The 23,020-nt window shown below is 67.4% G+C and carries 20 protein-coding genes and 1 tRNA gene; 16 read left to right on the forward strand and 5 right to left on the reverse strand.

All coding sequences use genetic code 11. The features are described 5' to 3' along the window. The first annotated feature begins 1 nt into the window (after window position 1). The 6 genes from ACQR2C_RS20065 to ACQR2C_RS20090 are packed head-to-tail and all read left to right on the forward strand — an operon-like array spanning window position 2 to window position 7,083. A complete protein-coding gene (locus ACQR2C_RS20065; RefSeq protein ID WP_434838500.1) occupies window positions 2–1,396 on the forward strand; it encodes a DUF5691 domain-containing protein in 1,395 nt (464 codons plus the stop codon). Window positions 1,397–1,426: 30 nt separating this feature from the next. Further along, a complete protein-coding gene (locus tag ACQR2C_RS20070; RefSeq protein ID WP_434881928.1) occupies window positions 1,427–2,530 on the forward strand; it encodes an ATP-binding protein in 1,104 nt (367 codons plus the stop codon). Between the two features lies 1 nt (window position 2,531). Then, window positions 2,532–4,913, forward strand: coding sequence for a DUF5682 family protein (locus ACQR2C_RS20075; protein WP_434881929.1), 2,382 nt, complete (start codon window positions 2,532–2,534; stop codon window positions 4,911–4,913). Further along, window positions 4,910–6,100, forward strand: coding sequence for a VWA domain-containing protein (locus ACQR2C_RS20080; RefSeq protein WP_434881930.1), 1,191 nt, complete (start codon window positions 4,910–4,912; stop codon window positions 6,098–6,100). Before ACQR2C_RS20075 ends, ACQR2C_RS20080 begins: the two co-directional genes overlap by 4 nt. Then, window positions 6,101–6,262, forward strand: coding sequence for a hypothetical protein (locus tag ACQR2C_RS20085; protein ID WP_315800467.1), 162 nt, complete (start codon window positions 6,101–6,103; stop codon window positions 6,260–6,262). Then, the gene (locus ACQR2C_RS20090; RefSeq protein WP_434881931.1) at window positions 6,259–7,083 is read left to right on the forward strand and encodes an NAD(+)--dinitrogen-reductase ADP-D-ribosyltransferase; all 825 of its coding nucleotides are present in this window, start codon (window positions 6,259–6,261) and stop codon (window positions 7,081–7,083) included. The genes ACQR2C_RS20085 and ACQR2C_RS20090 overlap by 4 nt, the downstream gene beginning before the upstream one ends. Before the next feature lie 236 nt (window positions 7,084–7,319). Here ACQR2C_RS20090 and hisC read toward each other — a convergent pair whose 3' ends face one another. The 3 genes from hisC to ACQR2C_RS20105 form a co-directional block, all read right to left on the reverse strand. Further along, window positions 7,320–8,387, reverse strand: coding sequence for a histidinol-phosphate transaminase (gene hisC / locus ACQR2C_RS20095; RefSeq protein WP_434873465.1), 1,068 nt, complete (start codon window positions 8,385–8,387; stop codon window positions 7,320–7,322). 93 nt (window positions 8,388–8,480) lie between these two features. Then, a tRNA-Arg gene (locus ACQR2C_RS20100) sits at window positions 8,481–8,557 on the reverse strand. Window positions 8,558–8,827: 270 nt separating this feature from the next. Beyond that, window positions 8,828–10,303, reverse strand: coding sequence for a sensor histidine kinase (locus tag ACQR2C_RS20105; RefSeq protein ID WP_315715364.1), 1,476 nt, complete (start codon window positions 10,301–10,303; stop codon window positions 8,828–8,830). A 500-nt stretch (window positions 10,304–10,803) separates the two neighbouring features. On the opposite strand from ACQR2C_RS20105, the gene rpmH reads away from it, so the two are divergent. The 10 genes from rpmH to dapE all read left to right on the forward strand — a co-directional run bounded on the left by rpmH (window position 10,804) and on the right by dapE (window position 19,951). Further along, a complete protein-coding gene (rpmH, locus tag ACQR2C_RS20110) occupies window positions 10,804–10,938 on the forward strand; it encodes a 50S ribosomal protein L34 (RefSeq protein WP_006609582.1) in 135 nt (44 codons plus the stop codon). A gap of 31 nt (window positions 10,939–10,969) precedes the next feature. Beyond that, the gene (gene rnpA, locus ACQR2C_RS20115; protein WP_315800470.1) at window positions 10,970–11,371 is read left to right on the forward strand and encodes a ribonuclease P protein component; all 402 of its coding nucleotides are present in this window, start codon (window positions 10,970–10,972) and stop codon (window positions 11,369–11,371) included. A 22-nt stretch (window positions 11,372–11,393) separates the two neighbouring features. Further along, a complete protein-coding gene (gene yidC / locus ACQR2C_RS20120) occupies window positions 11,394–13,259 on the forward strand; it encodes a membrane protein insertase YidC (protein ID WP_434881932.1) in 1,866 nt (621 codons plus the stop codon). Window positions 13,260–13,443: 184 nt separating this feature from the next. After that, window positions 13,444–14,103 carry a ribosome biogenesis GTP-binding protein YihA/YsxC gene (gene yihA, locus ACQR2C_RS20125; protein ID WP_315800472.1) on the forward strand — a complete coding sequence of 220 codons (660 nt, stop codon included), beginning with the start codon at window positions 13,444–13,446 and terminating at the stop codon, window positions 14,101–14,103. Then, window positions 14,100–14,471: a DUF423 domain-containing protein gene (locus ACQR2C_RS20130; RefSeq protein ID WP_434881933.1), complete on the forward strand. Its 372-nt coding sequence runs from the start codon at window positions 14,100–14,102 to the stop codon at window positions 14,469–14,471. The genes yihA and ACQR2C_RS20130 overlap by 4 nt, the downstream gene beginning before the upstream one ends. Before the next feature lie 75 nt (window positions 14,472–14,546). Continuing rightward, a complete protein-coding gene (argB, locus tag ACQR2C_RS20135) occupies window positions 14,547–15,443 on the forward strand; it encodes an acetylglutamate kinase (RefSeq protein WP_315800474.1) in 897 nt (298 codons plus the stop codon). A gap of 125 nt (window positions 15,444–15,568) precedes the next feature. Further along, window positions 15,569–16,627 (forward strand): DUF1036 domain-containing protein, encoded by a 1,059-nt coding sequence (locus ACQR2C_RS20140; RefSeq protein WP_316239487.1) that lies wholly within the window; start codon window positions 15,569–15,571, stop codon window positions 16,625–16,627. A 220-nt stretch (window positions 16,628–16,847) separates the two neighbouring features. Next, a complete protein-coding gene (locus ACQR2C_RS20145) occupies window positions 16,848–17,543 on the forward strand; it encodes a pyrimidine 5'-nucleotidase (protein ID WP_315800475.1) in 696 nt (231 codons plus the stop codon). A gap of 348 nt (window positions 17,544–17,891) precedes the next feature. Next, window positions 17,892–18,737 carry a 2,3,4,5-tetrahydropyridine-2,6-dicarboxylate N-succinyltransferase gene (gene dapD / locus ACQR2C_RS20150; RefSeq protein ID WP_315800476.1) on the forward strand — a complete coding sequence of 282 codons (846 nt, stop codon included), beginning with the start codon at window positions 17,892–17,894 and terminating at the stop codon, window positions 18,735–18,737. Between the two features lie 59 nt (window positions 18,738–18,796). Further along, a complete protein-coding gene (gene dapE, locus ACQR2C_RS20155) occupies window positions 18,797–19,951 on the forward strand; it encodes a succinyl-diaminopimelate desuccinylase (RefSeq protein WP_434881934.1) in 1,155 nt (384 codons plus the stop codon). Between the two features lie 17 nt (window positions 19,952–19,968). On the opposite strand, the gene ACQR2C_RS20160 is transcribed toward dapE, so the two are convergent. Together ACQR2C_RS20160 and truA are read right to left on the reverse strand one after the other, a co-directional pair. Continuing rightward, the gene (locus ACQR2C_RS20160; protein ID WP_434881935.1) at window positions 19,969–22,026 is read right to left on the reverse strand and encodes a methyl-accepting chemotaxis protein; all 2,058 of its coding nucleotides are present in this window, start codon (window positions 22,024–22,026) and stop codon (window positions 19,969–19,971) included. A 154-nt stretch (window positions 22,027–22,180) separates the two neighbouring features. Continuing rightward, complete coding sequence (gene truA / locus ACQR2C_RS20165; RefSeq protein ID WP_434881936.1) at window positions 22,181–22,918, reverse strand: tRNA pseudouridine(38-40) synthase TruA; 738 nt, start codon at window positions 22,916–22,918, stop codon at window positions 22,181–22,183. Window positions 22,919–23,020: the final 102 nt, after the last annotated feature.

Here is a 23,020-nt window from a genome sequence, read left to right on the forward strand (position 1 = left end):
GATGGCGAGCGCAATCGATCCCCAGAGCCATGCCCGCCTGCGCCAATCCTTCCTGCTTGGCCTGGCGCGGCAGCCCTTGACGACCCCGCCTGCGATCGCCGAGCTGTTGCCGCAAGGACGCGAGCCGGCGCTGCCGCTGCTGGCGCTGGCGGCGCAATGGCAGCGCTTTGCCGGCGCGACGGCGCCTGTCGCCGATCCCCTGGCGGATGCCGCCCTGCGGCTGCACCAGGACGCGCGGCCCATCCTGCCCGAACCGGCGCGGCGCGCGCTCAAGGCCTTGACGCGCAGCGTCGAGAAGTCGCTCGCGCCGAGCGCGTTGCCGCTCGCGCTGCGCCGGATCCAGGCCGCGGGCTGCCGGCCGCATCCGTTCGATTTGCCGGATCTCGTGCCGCACATCAAGGCCAACGCCGAGGACCAGGGCCTCGCCGAGCGCGCCTATCTGGCGCTGATCGCCTCCGACGCCGATGACGATGCGACGAAGGGCCTGTTCTTCGAACGCATCACCCTGGAGAACTGGACCACCTTCCCAAAGGCGCAGCGCCGCGCCTTCGTCGCGGAGCAGCGCCGCAACAATCCTGCCGACGGCCGCGCGCTGATCGAATCGGTGTGGAAGAGCGAGCCCGCGCCGGTCCGCGCTGCGCTGCTCGATGCGCTGATGGTCGGCCTCGGCCCCGACGACCAGCCGTTTCTGGAGAGCCTGAGTGCCGATCGCGCCGACAGCATCAAGCAGATCGCCGCACAGCTCCTCACGCGCATCGCCGAACGCGCCCAGCGCGGCACCCGGCTGACCGAGGCCGCGCAGTGCTTCCAGCGCGCGGGCTCGTTCCTCGCCAAGATCGGCCTCGGCTCGGCATCGACAGTGACCTTCAAGCTGCCGGCCGACGGCCTGAAATGGCAGGAGGCCGAGGCGTTGCGCGAGCGGCTGTTCGGCGGACTGCAACTGACCGCTCTCGCCGGGGCGGTCGGCGTGTCGCCCGAGGCGCTGATCGCCGCACTGCCGCCATCCGAGCACCGCGTGCTCATGCTGTTGACGGATGCCGCCGCAGCCGAGGGCGACGACAACACCGTGCTGCGCATCATCGGCGCGCGCCTCTGCGGCGGCGACGCGCTGCACGGATATGCGCTGATGTCGCTCGCGGCGAAGGCACGCCAGCCGCTCGCAGCGGAGGTCGCCGAACGCGTGCTTGGGTCGCAAGTCTGGCAGAAGGCGATCCAGGACCTCGCCGACGCGACGACGCCGGCGGCGCAGAAGGACGACGGCCGGCTGGTGCTCATGGCTGCGCTGATGCCGCGCGCGACGATGCCCACCTTCATCGCCACGCTCACGCCGCTGTCCCCCGCCACCGCGCGGGCGGCCAAGGATTTCGCCGACCTCGTTCTCGCGTTGCCGACGTAACGCGCAATCAAAATGTCCGGGAGCACACCCATGACAAATGCCGATGCGAGCCCGACCGACGGCCAGTTGCGCCGCTCCGCGGAAGCATTGCATGCCCACGAGCTCGAGGCGCTGGCGCAAGAGGACACGCGGGCGCGGCCGGCACAGTGGCGGCTGTCGCCGCAGGCGGTCGTGACCTATCTGATGGGCGGCCGCACCAAATCAGGGGTCGAGATCACGCCGAAATATATCGGCAACCGCCGGCTGATCGAGACCGCCGTGGCGACGCTCGCGACCGATCGCGCGCTGCTGATCCTGGGCGTGCCCGGCACCGCGAAATCGTGGGTCTCCGAACATCTCGCCGCCGCGATCTCCGGCTCGTCCGAGCTGATCGTGCAATGCACGGCCGGCACCGACGAGAACCAGATCCGCTACGGCTGGAACTACGCGTTGCTGCTCGCCAAGGGCCCGTCGCGCGAAGCCATGGTGGCGACGCCCCTGATGCGCGCGATGGAGGCGGGACGTATCGTGCGCTTCGAGGAGCTGACGCGCATGCCGTCGGACGTGCAGGACACGCTGATCACGGTGCTGTCGGAGAAGCTGATGCCGATCGCGGAGATCAACGACGCCGTGCACGCCCGGCGCGGCTTCAACATGATCGCGACGGCGAATGCGCGCGACAAGGGCGTCAATGAATTGTCCTCGGCGCTGAAGCGGCGCTTCAATGTCGTGGTGCTGCCGCTGCCCGCCGACCTGGATGAGGAGGTGAAGATCGTCACCAAGCGGGTCGGCGAGATCGGCGGCGGGCTGGAGCTGCCGACAATCGCGCCGGCCCACCAGGAGATCATGCGCATCGTCACGGTGTTCCGCGAGCTGCGCGACGGCCAGACGCTCGACGGCCGGCTCAAGCTGAAGTCGCCGTCCGGCTCGCTCTCGACGGCGGAGGCCATCGCGGTGACGATCGGCGCCTGGGCGGAGGCCGGCCATTTCGGCTCCGGCGTGATCGATGCGCAGAGCATGGCCGCCAACCTGGTCGGCGCGATCGTCAAGGACCCGGTGCAGGACAAGGTCGTGCTGCAGGAATATCTTGAAACAGTGGTGCGCGAGCGCAAGCCCTGGGCCGATCTCTACGGCGCTATGCGCGAAGTGATGTGACGTGGCCGCAGCTTCGCCCGATCGCCTGCACCTCCTGGGCATCCGGCATCACGGGCCGGGCTCGGCGCGCGCCGTGCTGGCGGCGCTCGACGCCGCCGATCCCGCGGTCGTGCTGGTCGAGGGACCGCCGGATGCCGATGAGCTGATCTCCTTCGCCGCCTCGCCGGCGATGGTGCCGCCCATCGCCTTGCTGGTGCATGCGCAGGACGATGCGAGCAACGCCAGCTTCTTTCCGTTCGCGGTGTTCTCGCCGGAATGGCAGGCGATCCGCTGGGCGCTGGCGAAGCAGCGACCGGTCCGCTTCATCGATCTGCCGGCATCGCATCGGCTGGCCGAACGGGCCAAGGCGGCGAAGCCGGAGAGCGATGAAGGCAAGGCCACGCCGGAGGACGCCAACGCGGCTGCGCAGGAGCAGCCCGAGGCCACCGATCCGGAGCTGGCACAGATCCGGCGCGATCCGCTGGCCTATCTCGCGACGCTCGCCGGCTATGACGACAGCGAGTCCTGGTGGAACGCGATCGTCGAGCAGGGCACGCATGGACCGGAGATCTTTGCGGCGCTGGAAGCTGCCATCGCGGCGTTGCGCGAGACGATCGATCCCCTGCCCTATCAGCCGGCCGATGAAGCCCGCCGCGAGCTGCGCCGCGAAGCGCACATGCGCCTGGAAATCGCAGCGGCGCTGAGCGCGCAGGACGGCACGGTCGCCGTTATCTGCGGCGCCTGGCACGTGCCGGCGCTGCGCAAGAAGGTCGCGCTGAAGGATGATCGCGCATTGCTGAAGGGATTGCCGCAGATCAAGGTGACCGCGACGTGGGTGCCCTGGACCGAGACGCGGCTCGCCGCGAGCTCCGGCTATGGCGCCGGCGTGATCTCGCCCGGCTGGTACGCGCATCTCTGGCAAGGATTGCAGCACGGTCAGATCGCCGCGCTCGACGCTACCGGCTTCACGACCCGCTGGCAGGCGCGCGTCGCCGAACTGTTGCGCCGGAATGGCCGGCCGGCATCGACGGCCTCCGTGATCGAGGCGTCGCGACTGGCGATCACGCTGGCCGCGTTGCGCGACGTCGCTTTGCCGGGACTGGCCGAGATGCGCGAGGCGAGCCTTGCCACGCTTTGCGAAGGCGAGACGGCGCCGTTCCGCCTGATCGACCAGCAGCTCATCATCGGGCAACGTGTCGGCGAGATCGACGACAGCGTGCCGCAGATGCCGCTCGCCGCCGATCTCGCGCGCTGGCAGCGCAAGCTGAAGCTGAAGCCCGAGGCGCTCGACACCGACATGGCGCTCGACCTGCGCAGCGAGGCTGGGCTTGCCAAGTCGCAGCTCCTGCATCGCCTCGCGCTGATCCAGGTGCCGTGGGGACGGTTGCAGGGATCGGGACAGAGCCGCGGCACCTTTCGCGAGAACTGGCGGCTGCGCTGGGAGCCGGAATTCTCGGTGCGTCTGGTCGAGGCGCTGGTGCACGGCACGACCGTCGCGCAGGCCGCAGGCAACGCCGCCGTCACCCACGCGCAGGCGGCGACCTCGTTGAACACCGTCGCGGACCTCGTGCGCGGCTGTCTCGAAGCGGGTCTGAGCGAGGCGGCCGAAACGACGATCGTGCTGCTGCAACAGCGCTCGGCTGCGACCAGCGACGTTGCCGACCTCACCGAGGCCGTGCCGCCGCTCGCCGAAATCCTGCGCTACGGCACCGCGCGGGCGCTGCCGACCGAGGCGCTGCGCCTGCTGGTGACCAGCCTCGTCGAGGCGATCTGTGCCGGCCTCGTCTATGCCTGCCGCAACCTGCAGGCCGACGTCGCCGCCGATCTGCGCGGCAGGCTGGCGCGGCTCGACGTCGCGATCGGGCTGATCGAGGATCGCGGCCTGCGCGACGGCTGGAGCCGCACGCTGCTGCATGTCGCCGCCGATGCGGCAGCGCATCCGCTGGTGAAGGGCCTGGCGGGCCGCCTGCTGTACGATCAGGGCATCGTCTCACCGGAGCAGGCCGCGCTGGCACTGTCGCGCGCGCTCTCCCACAGCGTGCCGACCCTGGAGGCCGGCGACTGGCTCGACGGGTTTCTCGGCCAGAGCGGCCAGGTGCTGCTGCACGACCAGATGCTGCGCCGGATCATCGACGGCTGGCTGGCTGCGATCGACGACGAGGCGTTCAACAACCTGCTGCCGGTGATGCGCCGTGCCTTCGCGAGCTTCGACCGCAACGAGCGGCGGCGCCTGCTCGACGAGCTGGCCAGGCAGCGGCCGCTGGCCGTCGCTTCCACTTCAGATGCGAGTCCGCTGCAGCCGCTCGCAGCGCTGTCGGCCAGCGCTGCCGGCTTCGATGCGGCTCTGCCCTTGCTGTTGACCATCCTGGGCGCCGACCGGCCGATCAAGGAGGCTAATCGATGAGCGACGACGCTGCTGCCGAGCGCAACCGCCGCTGGCGCCTCGTGCTCGGCGGCGACGACCAGGCCGGCCTGTCCGATCGCGATCGGCGGCTCGATGCGGCGCTGGCCGGACTCTATGACGCCGGCTCCGGCGGCAAGCGCGGCGGGGGCCGACGTGGCGGCCTCGGCGGCTCGGCGCCGCGCGTGGCGAGCTGGCTCGGCGACATCAGGGAGTTCTTTCCCGCGCCGGTCGTGCAGGTAATCCAGAAGGACGCGTTCGAGCGGCTCGGCCTGAAGGAGATGCTGCTGCAGCCGGAGTTCCTCGCCGCCCTCGAAGCCGACGTGCATCTCGTCGCCGACCTGATGGCGCTGCGCGCGGTGATGCCGGAGAAGACCAAGGCGACGGCGCGCCAGGTCGTCGCCAAGGTGGTGAAGGAGCTGATGGAAAAGCTCGACGCCCGCACCACCGAGACGATCCGGGGCGCGGTCGACCGCCGCCGCCTCACCCGCCGGCCGCGCGCCGGCGACATCGACTGGCCGCGCACGATCGGCAGGAATCTGCGCCACTGGCAGGCCGAGCATCGCACCATCGTGCCGGAGACATTGATCGGGCACGCGCGCGCCGCGCGCCGGACCAATCTGGAGGAGGTGATCCTCTGCGTCGACCAGTCGGGCTCGATGGGCACCTCCGTCGTCTACTCCTCGATCTTCGCCGCGGTGCTGGCCTCGATCCCGGCGATCGCGATGAAGCTCGTGGTGTTCGACACCAACATCATCGACCTCACCGAGGAGCTGGCCGATCCGGTCGAGGTGCTGTTCTCGGTGCAGCTCGGCGGCGGCACCGACATCAATCAGGCGCTGGCCTATTGCGAGCGCCTGGTCCGCGAGCCGGCGCGGACGCACATGGTGCTGATCAGCGATCTCATCGAGGGCGGCATCGCCGAGCAGATGCTGGCCCGCGCCAAGGCGCTGGTCTCGTCGGGCGTGAACCTGATCGTGCTGCTGGCGCTCAACGACGACGGCCGTCCGGCCTATGACGGCAAGCATGCCGCAATCCTGGCCTCGCTCGGCTGCCCGGTGTTCGCCTGCACGCCGCACCAGTTTCCGGAGTTGATGGCAACCGCGCTGAAGCGCCAGGACATCTGGTCGTGGGCCGCAGCGCAGGACATCAAGCTGGTGCGGCCGGAGGACGGCGTCTCGGGCGTGTGAATGAAGCGCCTGGTTCTCATCTGCATCCTGCAACTCGGGCGCTATGCGGTCCTGCCCGTGGTCGGTTTGGCCGGCGGATTGCTGGTCATCTGGCTGATGCTCCTCGACGACTCCACGAGGATTGCGCTCTCGGCCTGCCACACGGCATCATGCCGGCCATGAACGACGCAGCACAGCGCGCCCACCGCGGCATCGGCCATTCGACCAATCTCGTCGGGCGTCCCTCCGCGTGGCTGGCGAGCTGTGCCTTCAACGACAGCGCCGTGCCGCTGCACATCTGGGGCGTCACGGAGATGAACCCCAGCCTGTTCACGATGCTCGATCAGGCCGAACATCTCGCCGAAGCCGGCGAAGCCTTCACCACCTACATGATGGCGATGTTCGGCCTCGATCCCGAGCAACGCGCCGCGACGTCCGGCGGCCAGCGGCGCTTCCGCTCGTCCTTCCTGCGGCTGATCCAGGGCTGGGGCTTCGACAGCAACGGCCCGGAAGGCGCCGTGCTCAAGGGCTGGGTCGAGAGCCGGTTCGGCCTCGGTCCGTCCTACCACAAGGAGATCATCGAACGCGTGGCAAGCCGGGCCTGGACGACCTATGTCCAGGAGAAGATGTCGAGCCGCTTCCACAACAATGCGATCTGGGTGCAACTCGATCTGCTGTTCGAATTCTGCCAATGGGCGATCCGCCGCTTCGCCTTTCCGGACGAGACGCATCTGACGCTGCATCGCGGCGTCAATTCGTTCGACGAGCATTGGATCGTGGAGCGAACGACACGGCGCGAGGCGGTGGTCCGGCTCAACAACCTCGTCTCGTTCTCCTCCGACCGCGACACTGCGGGCTGCTTCGGCGACATGATTCTCACCGCGAGGATTCCCGTCAGCAAGATCGTGTTCTTCAACGGCCTGCTGTCGTCACATGCGCTGAAGGGCGAAGGCGAATACCTCGTGATCGGCGGCGACTACCGCGTGAGCGTCGACTATGTGTGAGCAGGCTCCGCATGACGCGCCTGACGTCGAGGAACGCGCGCTGGCGGCCATTCCTGCGCGCTGGCGCGACAGGCTCGACCGCGACGTGACGGCGGACATTCACGTGCAGGTGTCCCGGCTGCTGGAGATTGCGCGCGCTTCGGGCCTGATGTCTTGGAGCAAGGGCATCCAGACGTCGCAGAGTGTGCCGGCCGTGGCGGATCCGCTCCGACCGATCGTCGTCTCAGCCACGGCCCTCAACCGTTCTTCGCCAGCACCTCGCGCAGCGCGTCCGTCAGCCGCGCAAGCTCCGTCTCCGAGCCGATCGTGATGCGCAGATAGTTCGCGATCCGCGGGGCGGTGAAATGGCGGACGAGCACTGCGCGCTGGCGCAAGGCTGCGGACAGCGCCTGGCCGGAATGGTCCGGATGCCGGGCGAAGACGAAATTGGCGCTGGACGGCAGCACCTCGAAGCCGAGCCGAACCAGCGCAGCGGTGAGGTCGGCGCGGTTCTTCATGATGACCGAGCGCGCCTGCTGGAAGTGCGCCTCGTCCTCAATCGCGGCGATCGCGCCGGCCTGGGCGGGCCGGCCGAGCGGGTAGGAGTTGAAGCTGTCCTTGACCCGCGTCAGGCCCTCGATCAGCGCGGCATCGCCGATCGCGTAGCCGACGCGGAGTCCTGCGAGCGCGCGCGATTTCGACATCGTCTGCACCACCAGCAGGTTGGGGTAGTCACGGATCAAGGGAATCGCGGTCTCGGCGCCGAAATCGACATAGGCCTCGTCGATGACGACGGCCGCGTCGCGACGCGCCGCCGCGAGTCGCGCGATCTCGGCGCTCGGCAGCGCGATGCCCGTCGGTGCGTTCGGATTGGCGATGATCACCGGGCCGGGGCGACCGACATAATCGTCGATACGCACGCGCATCTCGGCATTGAGCGGAACGGTCGTGTAGTCGATGCCGAGCAGGCGACAATACACGGGATAGAAGCTGTAGGTCACGTCGGGGAACAGCAGCGGCGCGGGTTGCTTCAGGAGCGCCGCGAAGGCATGCGCGAGCACCTCGTCCGAGCCGTTGCCGACGAACACCTGCTCCGGTGAGACCTTGTGATAGGCCGCGAGCGCCTCGCGCAGCTGCGTTGCCTGCGGATCCGGATAGAGCCGCAAGGTGTCGGCAGCGGCCGCCCGTATGGCCTCGATCGCCTTGGGCGAGGGTCCGAACGGGCTCTCATTGGTGTTGAGCTTGACCAGGCCCGGGATCTGCGGCTGCTCGCCGGGCACATAGGGCGACAGCCCATGAACGAGCTCTGACCAGAAGCGACTCACGATTGTTCTCCTGCGCACCCGAGTCCCGCCGATCGACGCATCGATCGGAAGCGATGGACGTGCGAACTGAACGTGGTGTGGATCATCGGCAAATGGCGCGCCCGGAACGATTCGAACGTCCGACCCTCAGATTCGTAGTCTGATGCTCTATCCAGCTGAGCTACGGGCGCGTTTTTCGCATTTGGCAGGCTCCGGGCCAGGGGCCGGATCCCGGAAGGCCGGAGCGGCAAACGCCGGCAGGCCTCGCGAAGGGCCTCTGACTAACGGCTCGGAGACCGCTTGGCAAGGCTGGAGCGGGACATTTTGCGACCATTTTTCCGCAGACGCGCCGGCGCGGTTCGGCATGGCCGGAGCGGACGGGCTTCGTTCCGACACAACGGGAGTTCCGGGCTCGACGCCTGCGGCATCGCCCGCCGGAATGGCAGGTGGGCCGGTCCGGTTCAGGCGCTGGCGCGCTCGGTCCAGAAGGTCTGCAGCTCGACAGGGCGGTCAGGGATCGTGATTCGGAAGGTGGCCCCCAGGGTCCCTTCGACCAGTTGGATGTCGCCATCATGGGCCCGGACCAATTCGGCCGCGATCGCAAGGCCCAGCCCCGAGCCGCCCGGACGACCGGCACCGCGGAAGGCCTCGAACAGGTGCTCTCGCACCTTCGCCGGGACACCGGGACCCGTGTCCGAGACCTCCAGGATCGCCACCCCGCCCTCGCGGCGGCCAGTGATGCGGATCTGGCGCACGCCGGCATCCGCCGCGAGACTGTCCAGGGCCTGGGCGGCATTGCGCACCAGGTTGAGCAGCACGCGGAACAACTGGTCGGGATCGGCATCGATCTTCAGCCCGCGCTCGATCGCCGCGATCCAGGTGATCGAGGCATCCGGCGACAGGCCGGCGGTCTCCCGCACCTCCGCGACGACGGGCTCGACCACCACCATGCGGCGGTCCGGCGCCGGCTCCTGCACCTTGCCGTAGGACAAGGTCGACTGGCAGAACGCGATGGCGCGCTCCAGCGAGCGCATCAGCTTCGGCGCGAAGCGCTGCACCCGCGGATCGGGCACGCTGGCGAGCTGGTCCGACAGCAGCTGCGACGAGGCCAGGAGGTTGCGCAGGTCGTGGTTGATCTTGGACACGGCGAGGCCGAGCGCGGCGAGCCGGCTCTTCTGATGCAGCATCGAGACGAGGTCGCGCTGCATGTCGGCGAGCTCGCGCTCGGCGACGCCGATCTCGTCGGAACGCTGGCTCGGCACGATGATTCGCGCCACGCTCTCCGGATTTTCGTGGAAGCCGACGAGGCTCGCGGTGAGGCGCCGCATCGGCCGCACGAACAGGAAATGCAGAGCAAGATAGACCAGCGCCGCGGTCAGCACCGCCAGCAGCAGCGACACGCCGAGCAGGTTGCGCGAGAACCGGTACATCGCCTTGCGCAGCGGCTTCTCGTCGGTGACCACCTCGATGAACTGGGCCCGGCCCGGCGCCGGCCCGATCACCCGCATGGTGTGATCGCCGGTCTCCGTCATCATCGTCAGCGAATTCACGATCGACGACCACGCCGTCATGTCGCGCATGTCGAAGTCGTGGTCGATCGAGGCGGGCAGGTCGGCGCTCGCGAGCAGACGGCGCTGCTGGCCCATCTTGATGGCGACGCCGCGCGCGTTGATGGAGGTGAGGATCTGCCGCGCCAGCGAATCCGGCACCATGCCGGACGGTGCGGCGTCGAGCACCAGCGCAGCGGTATTGGCGGCCGCCAGGCGGTCGTTGAGCCGGTTGGTCCAGAAATTGGCGATCGCCGGCACGTAGATCAGCACTTCCGCGATCATCACCAGCGGAATGGTCAACAGCAGCAGCTTTCCAGACAAGCCGAGCCGGCGCGACCGTTTCGGTCGCAGACGCTCCAGGATTGGCTGGTTGTCGCTCTCGGTCACGTATCGCCCTTGTAAGAGACACCCCCACCCTTACGGGACCGCAAGATGGGACTGCACCGGAGTCCGGTCAAATTACGGATCGCTCATGTTCCGGTTTCCAAATCGTTCATAATGGAACCCAAAACTGCACGATCTCTGACATCTTCAACCCCGCCGCGCCGAGGCTATTCTTGCCTTCGTCTTGTGCGCAGGGTCTTGCGTTCTCGTCCTGCCTCGTGTCGTTCGCGACGCTGACCCGCGGCTGGTGACGAAGGTCTTTACGAAATCTCGGCGTCGTCGATCCCTGCACCGCCTATGACGCCTTGCCGCGATTGACGAAGGCGGGACGCTCCCTTATAAGCCGCGCCAACCGTCCGCGATGACCCGGCTCGCCCGGGAGCGGCTCGATTTCAGGGCCGGCAGCGGTCCATTTCGGGCCCGGAAGCATCACCGGACATCAATCGACATTTCAAGCAGGCAAGTTGTCAACTGGCAAATTGCCCGTCAGCGGAGAACGACCCGTGAAGCGGACTTATCAACCCAGCAAACTGGTGCGCAAGCGCCGTCACGGCTTCCGCGCCCGTCTCGCCACCACCGGCGGCCGCAAGGTCCTTGCCGCGCGTCGCGCCCGGGGCCGCAAGCGTCTCAGCGCCTGAAGCCAGGGCGTCTGTCCCGGAGATTTCCATCATGGATCGGCTACGGCAGCGGGCGGACTTCCTCGCCGTTGCCGATGGCGTGCGGGCGAACAGCCCTGCCTTCGTGGTCCAGCGCCGGGAACGGCCGGACCAGGGCCCGGTCCGGATCGGCTTTACCGTCACCAAGAAGAATGGCACCGCCACGGAGCGTAATCGCATCCGTCGGCGGTTGCGCGAGCTTGTGAAACGGCTCGATCCCTTGTCGATGCGGCCGCACAGTGACTACGTGCTGGTCGGCCGGCGGGATGCCCTGTCACGCGATTTCCAGACCATGCTCGCCGACCTCCAGGCGACGCTCCGCCGCCTCGACCGGCCGCAGGCCAAGCCGCAGCCGCGCAAGTTGAACCAGCAGAACGCTTCCGCTCCGGACGCGCATTCCCGCAAACCGGATTGAACGACGAGACGATAAGAAAACGATGACCGACAATCGCAACACCATCCTCGCCGTCATTCTATCCGGCCTCGTGCTGATCCTGTGGCAGGTCTTCTACAACGGCCCGCAGATGGAGCAGCAGCGCGCGCAGGCGCAGATGCAGGCCGAGCTCGCCAAGAAGCAGGCGCCGGCAACCCAGCCCGACAGCGCCGCGCCGTCAGCCACCCCGCAGCCGGGCGCGACCGCGACCGGCAGCCCGAGCGCGCCGGGCGGCGCCGTGACCAGCACCGGCGTGCTGCCGCGCGACACCGCCATCGCCGCCACGCCGCGCGTCAAGATCGACACGCCGCGGCTGACCGGCAGCATCTCGCTCAAGGGCGCGCGGATCGACGATCTGGCCTTCGTGCAGTACCGCGAGACGGTCGATCCGAAATCGCCGGCGATCGTGCTGTTCTCGCCGTCCAACACCGCCGAACCCTATTACGCCGAGTTCGGCTGGGTGAACGCCGCCGGCGCCAAGGTGCAGGTGCCCGACCAGAACACGGTCTGGCAGCAGGACGGCTCGAATGCGCTGACGCCGTCGACCCCGGTGAAGCTGACCACCACCAACGGCGACGGCCTGACTTTCCAGCGCACCATTTCCGTCGACGACCACTATCTCTTCACCATCAAGGATGACGTCACCAATGCCGGCAACGCGCCGGTGACGCTGTATCCCTACGGCCTGATCTCGCGCCACGGCACGCCGCACGTGTCCGGCTACTACATCCTGCACGAAGGCCTGATCGGCTATCTCGGCGAGAAGGGCCTGCAGGAATTCACCTACAAGAAGATGGACGACGAGAAGGCGGCGAAGTTCGACGTCACCAATGGCTGGCTCGGCATCACCGACAAATATTGGGCGGCGGCGCTGCTGCCGATGACGGATGCCCGCCTGCAGGCGAACTATTCGTCGAAGCTGGTCGACAACCAGCATCGCTACCAGACGGACTATGTCGAGACCCCGCAGACGGTGCCGGCCGGCGGCTCGACCAGCGTCTCCACGCGGCTGTTCGCCGGCGCCAAGGAGGCCGGCGTCGTCGGCATCAACTTCCCGATCGGCGGCCTCGGCGGCTACAACCAGAAGCTCGGGCTGAACCATTTCGATCTCCTGATCGACTGGGGCTGGTTCTACTTCCTGACCAAGCCGATGTTCCTGGCGCTCGACTTCTTCTTCCGTTTCTTCGGCAATTTCGGCATCTCGATCCTGCTGGTGACGGTGCTGGTGAAGCTCCTGTTCTTCCCGCTCGCCAACAAGTCCTACGCCTCGATGGCCAAGATGAAGGCGATCCAGCCGCAGCTCCAGGCGCTCAAGGAGCGCTATCCGGACGACCGGATGAAGCAGCAGCAGGAGATGATGGAGATCTACAAGAAGGAGAAGATCAACCCGGTCGCCGGCTGTCTGCCGGTCGTGCTGCAGATCCCGGTGTTCTTCTCGCTCTACAAGGTGCTGTTCGTCACCATCGAGATGCGACACGCGCCGTTCTATGGCTGGATCAAGGACCTCTCGTCGCCGGATCCGACCAATCTGTTCACGCTGTTCGGGCTCCTGCATTTCGATCCGACCCAGCTGCCGCTGTTCGGGCATTACCTCGCGCTCGGCATCTGGCCGATCATCATGGGCATCACGATGTGGTTCCAGATGAAGCTGAACCCCACGCCGCCCGATCCGACCCAGGCGATGATCTTCAACTGGATGCCGCTGATCTTCACCTTCATGCTCGCAGGCTTCCCGGCCGGTCTCGTGATCTACTGGGCATGGAACAACACGCTGTCGGTGCTGCAGCAGGGCTTCATCATGCGCCGCAACGGCGTCAAGGTGGAGCTGTTCGACAACATCCGCGGCACGTTCCGAAGAAAAGCGGCGTGACGACCAAGGCGGTGTGAGCCGCTGACGCAACGAACCATCTACCGTGATGGCCGGGCTTGTCCCGGCCATCCACGTTTTGATATCCCGCGCAATGGGCGTGGATGCCCGGGCCTTCGCCGCGCCGAAGGGGCTTCGGCCCCGCAGGCGGGTCAAGCCCGGGCATGACGAAGAGCGAAGGCTTGTCATGACCACCAGCGCCGATGCAGACGACCGCCTAATCGAGAAAGGCCGCAAGCTGTTTGCGCAGGCGTGGCGCTTCACGCACGCATCGCCGTCGATCGAAAGCCTACCGCCGATGGGGGCGATCGAGGTCGCCTTCGCCGGCCGCTCCAATGTCGGCAAGTCCAGCCTGATCAACGCGCTGACCGGCCAGAACGCGCTGGCGCGCACCTCGCATACGCCGGGCCGCACCCAGGAGCTGATCTTCTTCGAGGGGCCCGAGCATGCGCCGCTGCGGCTGGTCGACATGCCCGGCTATGGCTATGCCGCCGCGGCGAAGACCAAGGTCGCGTCCTGGACCGAGCTGATCCACAAATTCCTGCTCGGCCGCGCCTCGCTCGCCCGCGTCTATGTGCTGATCGATGCCCGTCATGGGCTGAAGGAAGTCGATCAGGAGATCCTCAAGACGCTGGACCGGTCCGCCGTCAGCTATCAGCTCGTCCTGACCAAGGCCGATCAGATCAAGCCGGCCGAGCTCGCAAGCCGGATCGCCGAGACCGAGGCCGCGCTCGCCAAGCATCCGGCGGCGTTCCCGCAGGTGCTGGCGACGTCGTCACGATCCGGCACCGGCATGCCGGAGCTGCGCGCCGCCATGGTGCGGCTGCTGGAAGAGCGGAGCACATGATGACGCCGTGGCGAATCCTGGTCGCAATGGCCGGGCTGATGGGCGCCGCCGGCGTCGCGCTGGCGGCCAAGGCCGCGCACGATCCCGATGCATCCCGGCTCGCGACCGCCTCGACCATGCTGCTGTTCCATGCCTGCGCCCTGCTCGGCACCATCGCGCTGGCCGAACGCGGCGTCGTCGCGAGGCGCATCGGCCTGGCCACGGCGATCGGCTTCGTGCTCGGCCCAGCCCTGTTCGCGGGCGACCTCCTGATGCGCCAGTTCACCGGCGACCGGCTGTTTCCGTTCGCAGCACCGATCGGCGGCAGCCTGCAGATCGCGAGCTGGCTCGCACTCGCGGTCTGCGCGCTGTGGCCGCGGCGGGTCTGATCCGGCGCTTTGCGCCGCGGGCTCCAATCGGCTAGAACGCGGCGCGACGCCCCTGACAGCCGAGACCTCCCAGACATGACCGACGCGACCACCATCAGCCCGCTCGATCAGGCCCGCATCCTGTCCGAAGCACTCCCGCACATGCAGGAGTATGACGACGAAACCATCGTCATCAAATATGGCGGCCACGCCATGGGTGACGAGGACACCGCGAAGGCGTTTGCGCGCGACATCGTGCTGCTCGAGCAGACCGCGATCAACCCGGTGGTGGTGCATGGCGGCGGGCCGCAGATCGCGACCATGCTCAAGCGCCTCGGCATCGTCTCGGAATTCGCGGCCGGCCTGCGCATCACCGATGCCGCGACCATCGAGATCGTCGAGATGGTGCTGGCCGGCTCGATCAACAAGCAGCTGGTCGGTTACATCAACGAGGCTGGCGGCAAGGCCGTCGGGCTGTGCGGCAAGGACGGCAACATGGTGCGCGCCGTCAAGGCGACCCGCACCATGGTCGATCCCGACAGCCACATCGAGAAGGTGGTCGATCTCGGCTTCGTCGGCGAGCCGGACAAGGTCGATCTCACGCTGCTGAACCAGCTGATCGGCTACGAGCTGATCCCGGTGCTGGCGCCGCTCGCGACCTCGAAGGAGGGCCAGACCTTCAACGTCAATGCCGACACCTTCGCCGGCGCCGTCGCCGGCGCGCTGAAGGCCAAGCGGCTGCTGCTGCTGACCGACGTGCCCGGCGTGCTCGACAAGTCGAAGAAGCTGATCCCGGAAATCTCGATCAAGGACGCGCGCAAGCTGATCGCCGACGGCACCATCTCCGGCGGTATGATCCCCAAGGTCGAGACCTGCATCTACGCGCTCGAGCAGGGCGTGCAGGGCGTCGTCATCCTCGACGGCAAGGTGTCGCACGCGGTGCTGCTCGAGCTGTTCACCAACCAGGGCACGGGCACGCTGATCCACAAGTGATGGATACGGCCGCCACCACATTAAAGGTCGTCATGCCCGGGCTTGACCCGCCTGCGCGGCCGAAGCCGCTTCGGCGCGGCGAAGGCCCGGGCATCCACGCCTTACTCTCTGGTGCTCGCAAAAAGATGGATGGCCGGGTCAAGCCCGGCCATGACGGCGGAGAGGGTGGACGAGCGAAGTCCATCCTGGCGCGCGCTTTACTTGCCCTAACGGTCCTCCTTCCGCTCCTCGCCTTCACCACCCCTGCCCGCGCCGACCTCAAGCTCTGCAATCGCATGAGCTACGTTGTGGAGGCCGCAATCGGCATCGACGAGAAGGCGGCGACCGCGACGCGCGGTTGGTTCCGGCTCGATCCGGCGACCTGCCGCGTGGTGCTGCAGGGGACGCTGACCGCCGACCGCATTCTCTTGCATGCGCGTGCGCTCAGCCTCTACGGCGCGTCGCCGCTCGCCGAGAACGGCAACGACCAGCTGTGCGTGGCGCCTGACAATTTCGTCATCGCCGCCGCCCGGCAGTGCCGCACCGGGCAGACGCCGGCGGCCTTCACACAGGTCACGCCGAGCAAGACCGATGACGGCACCCTGATCGCCTATCTCGCCGAGAGCGCCGAATATGACGACGAGCAGGCGCGGCTCGCCGGCATCCAGCGGCTGCTCGGCATCGCCGGCTATGACGCCTCACCGATCGACGGCGTCGACGGACCGAAGACGCAGGCCGCGCTCGCGGCGTTCCTGAAAAGCCGCGGCTTGTCTTCTGATGTCGTGTCGCAGCCGAGCTTCTTCGCCACGATGGTCGATGCGGTGCAGACACCATCCCCGGTGGGACTGACCTGGTGCAACGACACACCGCACAAGGTCATGGCGGCGGTCGGCACCGACGACGGCCGCACCGTGGTGAGCCGCGGCTGGTACCGGATCGATGCCGGCAAGTGCCTGCATCCCGACATCACCGGACAGCCGAAGAAGGTCTACAGCTTCGCCGAGGCGGTCGACGATGAGAACCGCACCATCAAGCTGAAGAACAAGCCGCTGAACTGGGGCGGCCTGGTGCAGCTCTGCACCCGCGAGAACAAGTTCGAGACCTCCGAGCAGGGCGACTGCCCGAGCCGCGGCTTCGCGGCCACCGGCTTCACTTCGGTCGACATCACCCGCGGCGGCAAGACGCTGCGGTTTGCGTTGCCGTGATGGACGCATCGATGAGTCCCGGGATACCGCAACAAATTCCGCCGTCATCCCGGCGAACGCCGGGATCCATAGCCACCGGCCGTGGTTTGGGCCGCCAGCGTCAGCCATCCTGCCTCAAGACAGATCACGCGGTATGGGTCCCGGCGTTCGCCGGGACGACAGCGGAATATGCCGCGCCACTGTGGCCGAATGAACCCACGCATGATGGACCGAGGCACACATGACAAAGTCCCCCCGCGCCTTCGATCACGTCGACACCTGGGTGTTCGATCTCGACAACACGCTGTATCCGCATCACGTCAATCTGTGGCAGCAGGTCGATGCCAGGATCGGCGAATTCGTGTCCAACTGGCTCAAGGTCGATGCGGACGAAGCGCGCCGCATCCAGAAGGACTACTACCGCCGCTACGGCACCACGATGCGCGGCATGATGACCGAGCACGGCGTGCATGCCGACGACTTCCTGGCCTACGTGCACAAGATCGACCATTCGCCGCTGGAGCCGAACTCGGCGATGGGCGCGGCGATCGAGCGACTGCCTGGACGCAAGCTGATCCTCACCAACGGCTCGGTGGACCATGTCGGCGCGGTGCTGAGCCGGCTCGGCATCGCAGACCATTTCCACGGCGTGTTCGACATCATCGCCGCCGAATTGACACCGAAGCCCGCGCGCGAGACCTATGACAAATTCGTCCGGCTGCACGATGTCGATCCGACGCGCTCCGCAATGTTCGAGGACCTCTCCCGCAACCTCGTCGTCCCGCACGACCTCGGCATGACCACGGTGCTCGTCGTACCGGACGGCACCAAGGAGGTGGTGCGCGAGGATTGGGAGCTGTCGGGCCGCGATGATCCGCATGTGGATCATGTGACGGACGATCTGACCGGGTTCTTGCAGCGGCTGGTGAAGGCCTAACCCTCGCTGTCGTCCGGACAAGCGAAGCCGCCGGCGGTCCTGAGGTGCGATGGGCGTCCGACAAACTCAGTGTCGTCCCGGGCTTGACCCGGGACCCATAACCACCGGCGGATGTGTGGGCACGCAAGTGGCTAAGGATGTGCCCAACACGTCTCCCTGTGGTTATGGGTCCCGGATCGGCGCTCGCGATATAAAGTCGTCTCAATAGCGACAGCCGGGCGCTCCGCTTGTCCGGGACGACGCCGGTGGGTGCCTTGACTCCCTTACCCCAAACCCGGAAAAAGCCGCCCTGCCCCCAGCTTCTACAAGTCTATCCCGGTCGGCCCGGGACCAAGCGAGGATCGACCGATGTCACTGTCCGCCCTGGAATCCACCATCAACAGCGCCTTCGATGCCCGTGATGGCGTCTCGACCACGACCAAGGGCGAGGTCCGCGACGCCGTGGAGAGCGCGCTGGAGCTGCTCGACAAGGGCGAGGCCCGGGTCGCCGAGCGGGGCACGGACGGCAAGTGGAGCGTCAACCAGTGGCTCAAGAAGGCGGTGCTGCTGTCGTTCCGCCTCAACGACATGAGCGTGATCCCCGGCGGCCCCGGCCAGGCGTCGTGGTGGGACAAGGTGCCGTCGAAGTTCGAGGGCTGGGGCGAGAACCGTTTCCGTGACGCCGGCTTCCGCGCCGTGCCCGGCGCGATCGTGCGCCGCTCGGCCTTCATCGCCAAGAACGTCGTGCTGATGCCGTCCTTCGTCAATCTCGGCGCCTATGTCGACGAGGCGACCATGGTCGACACCTGGTCGACGGTCGGCTCCTGCGCCCAGATCGGCAAGCGCGTGCACATTTCCGGCGGCGTCGGCATCGGCGGCGTGCTGGAGCCGCTGCAGGCCGGTCCCGTGATCATCGAGGATGACTGCTTCATCGGCGCGCGCTCCGAGGTTGCCGAGGGCGTGGTCGTGCGCAAGGGCGCGGTGCTGTCGATGGGCGTGTTCCTGGGCGCGTCGACCAAGATCGTCGACCGCGAGACCGGCGAGGTTTTCGTCGGCGAGGTGCCGGAATATGCCGTCGTGGTGCCGGGCGCGCTGCCGGGCAAGCCGATGAAGAACGGCCAGATCGGCCCCTCCACCGCCTGCGCCGTCATCGTCAAGCGCGTCGACGAGCGCACCCGCTCCAAGACCTCGATCAACGAGCTGCTGCGCGACTGATCGTCCACGTCCGGGCGGCCGCACTAGCCGCCGCCCGAACGCCCATGTTAAGCGAGGGCATGACCGATGCCCTCACCATCACCCGCGACCTGATCCGCTGTCCCTCCGTGACCCCCGCCGATGCCGGGGCGCTCGGCGTGCTCGAGGACCTGCTGAAGCAAGCCGGCTTCCAGACCCATCGCGTGACCTTCTCGGAAGCGGGCACCGCCGACGTCGACAATCTCTACGCCCGGATCGGCACCGAGGGGCCGCACATCACGTTCGCCGGCCACACCGACGTGGTGCCGCCCGGCGACGAGGCTGCGTGGAGCCTTGGCGCATTCTCCGGCGAGGTCAAGGACGGCTACATCTATGGCCGTGGCGCCGTCGACATGAAAGGCGGCATCGCCTGCAGCGTGGCGGCTGCACTCGACTATCTGCGCGACAATGGTGGACGGCCGAAGGGCTCGATCTCGTTCCTGATCACCGGCGACGAGGAGGACGTCTCGATCAACGGCACCATCAAGCTGTTGAAATGGGCGGCCGAGCGCGGCGAGCGCTTCGACCATTGCGTGCTCGGCGAGCCGTCGAATCAAGAAGTCATGGGCGACTGCATCAAGATCGGCCGCCGCGGCTCGCAGTCCGGCACCCTGATCGTCGAGGGCAAGCAGGGCCACGTCGCCTACCCGCACCGCGCCTCCAACCCGGTCCCGGATATCTCGCGCCTGATCGTCGCGCTTTCGGACGAGCCGCTCGACCATGGCAGCGCGCAATTCCAGCCGTCGAACCTCGAATTCACCACGGTCGACGTCGGCAACACCGCGACCAATGTCATCGCGGGACTGGCGCGGGCGAAGTTCAACATCCGCTACAACGACTGCCATACGCAGGAGTCGCTGCGCGCGCTGGTCGAGCAGCGGCTGGCCAAGGCTTGCGGCAACCGCATCCGCGCCCGCATCGACTGGATGCCGTCGAACTCCAACGTGTTCCTGACCAAGCCCGGACCGTTCACCGACCTCGCGGTTGCCGCGATCGAGAGCGTGACGGGCCGCAAGCCCGAGCTATCGACCACCGGCGGCACCTCGGACGCGCGCTTCATCTCGAGCTACTGCCCGGTGATCGAGTTCGGCCTGGTCGGCCAGACCATGCACCAGATCGACGAGCGCGCCTCGGTCGCCGACATCGCCACCCTGACGAATATCTATCGCGGCATTCTCGATCGCTACTTCGCGTGAGCGGCGTGCCGCTCCGATCAGGCGGCCTTCACCTCCGCCAGGAACTGATCGACCTCGCGGCGCAAATCCGTCGCCTGGCCGGCTAGGCTGGCAGCAGAATCGAGCAGTGAGCGCGCCGAGCCGCGGGTTTCGGCTGCGGCCGCGCTGACCAGCGCAATCGACGACGAGACGTCGTTGGTACCGCTCGCCGTCTGCTGCACGCTGCGGGCGATCTCACGTGTCGTAGCGCTCTGCTCGGCCACGGCCGTCGCGACAGCTCCCGTGACGCCGCTGATCGTATTCACCACGGCTGCGATCTTCTCGATTGCGGCGACCGTGCTGCCGGTCTCGTCCTGAATCGCGGCGATCTGGCTCTCGATCTCTTCGGTAGCCTTGCTGGTCTGCGACGCCAGGCTCTTCACCTCGGATGCGACGACGGCAAAACCCTTGCCGGCCTCGCCTGCGCGCGCCGACTCGATCGTGGCATTGAGCGCCAGCAGATTGGTCTGCGAGGCGATGGCGCGGATGAGCTGGACGACGTCGCCGATGCGTGTCGCGCTGCCGGCCAGCGTGCGGACCTTGTCGGTGGTGTCGAGCGCCTGGCTGGTCGCGTTGGAGGATTCCGACGCGGCTTCCGCGATCTGCCGGGTGATCTCCTTCATCGAGGCGTCGAGCTCCTCGGAGGCCGCCGCGACTGTGTTGACGCCGGAGGTTGCCTGCGCCGCCGCATCGGCCACGGCGGTGGCACGTGACGCCGTGGTGCTGGCGGAGCCGTCGAGGGTCTCGGCCGAGAGTTTCAGGCCACTGGCGGCGTCGCTCAACCGGCCGCAAAGCGTGTCGATGACGTCGCCGAAGCGGCGGGTGAGCGCCTCGATCTTTTGCCGCCGCGCATCGCGCCGCGCCTCGGCATCGGCACCCTGCAACGCCAGCCGATCGGCCTCGGCCGACTTCTCCTGCAGAACGCCGATGGCGTGGGCGAGCGTACCGACCTCGTCGGTGCGGTCGCGGTAGGCGATTTCCACATCGCGCGCGCCGCTGGCGATGCGCCCGATCAGCTCGGTCAGGTTGGACAGAGGCTTGATGACCCGAGCGTTGAACCAGAGTGTTCCGAGCGCAGCGGCGGCAATGTTGACGACGAGCAGAATGAGCGCCAGCACGAAGCGGAGCTGGGCGTCGCCGAGCGCGGCCTCGCTCTGGCGCAGCGCCTCGGTCAGCGCGGCATCACGCAGCGGCAGGATGGTGTCGAGGATCGGAAACAGCGACCGCAGGAATTGATCGGGGTCGAGCTCGAGCACCTTGCCGCGATTCGGCGCCACCTGCGACGTATACAGCTCGCCGCCGCGCGCCCAATAGCCGTTTTCCACCCCGGTCATCGCTGCGAAGATCGGCTTCTGATCGATCTCGGCAGCGGCAAGCTTAGCCGTCGCCCAGATCCGCTCAATGCGTCCCTTGAACGCGGCGAGCGCCTCGGCCGGCTCGCCGGCCATCGGCTGCTTGGTCGCGATCATGCGGATGAGCGTCGTGGTGGCGCGGCCGGCCCAGTCGCGCAGATCCCATCCGATCACGGCGAGCCGCGCGGCCTGGCCGACCGCGGGGTTGGCCGCATTGATCCGGCGCACGATCACCTCGACATGGCTGCCGGTGGCTTCCTGGACCGTGAACATCTGCGGCACGTAGTCGCGGACGACGGCCTCCGACCGGGACGCCTTGGGCTCGGCCACGGCATCGAGCGCCGCGCCGCGCAGCGTGCGCAGCTTCTGCTCGATCGAATCGAGCGCTGCGACGTCCTCGCGAAGCTGCGCCAGGCTGCGCGCCTTGGCGAGCGCCTCATCGGAGCCGCCGGTGATCTTCTTGAGCCCCGCGAGCTCCTCCGCCGTCGCCGGGTTGGCCGATGCCAGTCGCGGATTGATCCAGGCGCGCTCCACATTGAGCTTTTCCGGGAGCCGCAGCATGGCGGCCAGCAGTTGCGCATCGGCGCCCGCGGTCCGGGCCGCTTGCAGCGAGGTCAGCTGCTGCCAGGCGAACAGCACGGTGGCGAGCAGGCCGATGACGGCCCCGAGCAGCAGAGAGAGCAGGAAGACTTGACGAATGCGCACGATCGACCTCGCTGGAGAGCAGCCTGAGGTCCGGATAGCAGGGAGGGATTCAATTTGAAGTTAATGAGGCCTATCGCGCAACTCGAAGCAGCAACTAATTAGGACAGACTCTCGTCGCGGTACGCGACGGGCCGGTTTCCACGCGGGAACGACCTCAATAGTCGACCTTCACGAGATAGAGCCCTTCCGGTGGCGCGACGACGCCACAGGCGGCGCGATTGCGCGCGGCGAGCGCGGCGGCGAGATCATCTGCGGTCCAGCGGCCCTGCCCGACCCACACCAGCGAGCCGACCATCGAGCGCACCTGGCTATGCAGATAGGAGCGCGCGGAGGTGAGGATGGTGATCGCATCGCCGTCCCTCACGACATCGAGTTGATCGAGCGTCTTCTCCGGCGATTTCGCCTGACATTCCGCATCGCGGAAGGTCGTGAAATCATGCTTGCCGAGCAGCCGCTGCGCCGCCGCATGCATCGCCTCCGAATCCAGCCGCTGCGGCACGCGCCAGACGCGGCCGACCTCGAGCGCAAGATTGGAGCGGCGATTGACGATGCGATAGCGGTAGTGCCGCTTCCGCGCGGAGAACCGCGCTTCGAAGCTGTCGGGCACGATCTCGGCATGGAGCACCGCAACCGGGTTCGGCCGCAGATGCGCGTTGAGTGCGTCGCGCAGCTTGTCGGGGCGGAACTCCTTGGCGATGTCGCAATGCGCGACCTGCCCCATGGCGTGGACGCCGGCGTCGGTACGGCCAGAACCGTGCACGCGCGTCGGCACGCCGCAGGTCGCCTGCACCGCAGCTTCCAGCGCGCCCTGCACCGACGGCAAGGTCGCCTGCAGCTGCCAGCCGCAGAACGGCGCGCCGTCATATTCGATGGTGAGCTTGTAGCGGGGCATCGCCTCGATCGCGTTTGGCCGTCATTGCCGGGCTTGACCCGGCAATCCATCCATGGACGAAGCTTGTTCGCGAGATGGATGCGCGGGTCAAGCCCGCGCATG

The sequence above is a fragment of the Bradyrhizobium sp. HKCCYLRH3061 genome (assembly GCF_051168015.1).
Taxonomy (GTDB): domain Bacteria; phylum Pseudomonadota; class Alphaproteobacteria; order Rhizobiales; family Xanthobacteraceae; genus Bradyrhizobium.

Excerpts from the sequence above, each read along its gene's own strand:
- ACQR2C_RS20065 (WP_434838500.1), top strand. The coding sequence starts at position 2 with ATGGCGAGCGCAATCGATCCCCAGAGCCATGCCCGCCTGCGCCAATCC.
- ACQR2C_RS20070 (WP_434881928.1), top strand. The coding sequence starts at position 1,427 with ATGACAAATGCCGATGCGAGCCCGACCGACGGCCAGTTGCGCCGCTCC.
- ACQR2C_RS20080 (WP_434881930.1), top strand. The coding sequence starts at position 4,910 with ATGAGCGACGACGCTGCTGCCGAGCGCAACCGCCGCTGGCGCCTCGTG.
- ACQR2C_RS20085 (WP_315800467.1), top strand. The coding sequence starts at position 6,101 with ATGAAGCGCCTGGTTCTCATCTGCATCCTGCAACTCGGGCGCTATGCG.
- ACQR2C_RS20090 (WP_434881931.1), top strand. The coding sequence starts at position 6,259 with ATGAACGACGCAGCACAGCGCGCCCACCGCGGCATCGGCCATTCGACC.
- rnpA (WP_315800470.1), top strand. The coding sequence starts at position 10,970 with ATGGATCGGCTACGGCAGCGGGCGGACTTCCTCGCCGTTGCCGATGGC.
- yidC (WP_434881932.1), top strand. The coding sequence starts at position 11,394 with ATGACCGACAATCGCAACACCATCCTCGCCGTCATTCTATCCGGCCTC.
- yihA (WP_315800472.1), top strand. The coding sequence starts at position 13,444 with ATGACCACCAGCGCCGATGCAGACGACCGCCTAATCGAGAAAGGCCGC.
- ACQR2C_RS20130 (WP_434881933.1), top strand. The coding sequence starts at position 14,100 with ATGATGACGCCGTGGCGAATCCTGGTCGCAATGGCCGGGCTGATGGGC.
- argB (WP_315800474.1), top strand. The coding sequence starts at position 14,547 with ATGACCGACGCGACCACCATCAGCCCGCTCGATCAGGCCCGCATCCTG.
- ACQR2C_RS20140 (WP_316239487.1), top strand. The coding sequence starts at position 15,569 with ATGGATGGCCGGGTCAAGCCCGGCCATGACGGCGGAGAGGGTGGACGA.
- ACQR2C_RS20145 (WP_315800475.1), top strand. The coding sequence starts at position 16,848 with ATGACAAAGTCCCCCCGCGCCTTCGATCACGTCGACACCTGGGTGTTC.
- dapD (WP_315800476.1), top strand. The coding sequence starts at position 17,892 with ATGTCACTGTCCGCCCTGGAATCCACCATCAACAGCGCCTTCGATGCC.
- dapE (WP_434881934.1), top strand. The coding sequence starts at position 18,797 with ATGACCGATGCCCTCACCATCACCCGCGACCTGATCCGCTGTCCCTCC.
- truA (WP_434881936.1), bottom strand. The coding sequence starts at position 22,918 with ATGCCCCGCTACAAGCTCACCATCGAATATGACGGCGCGCCGTTCTGC.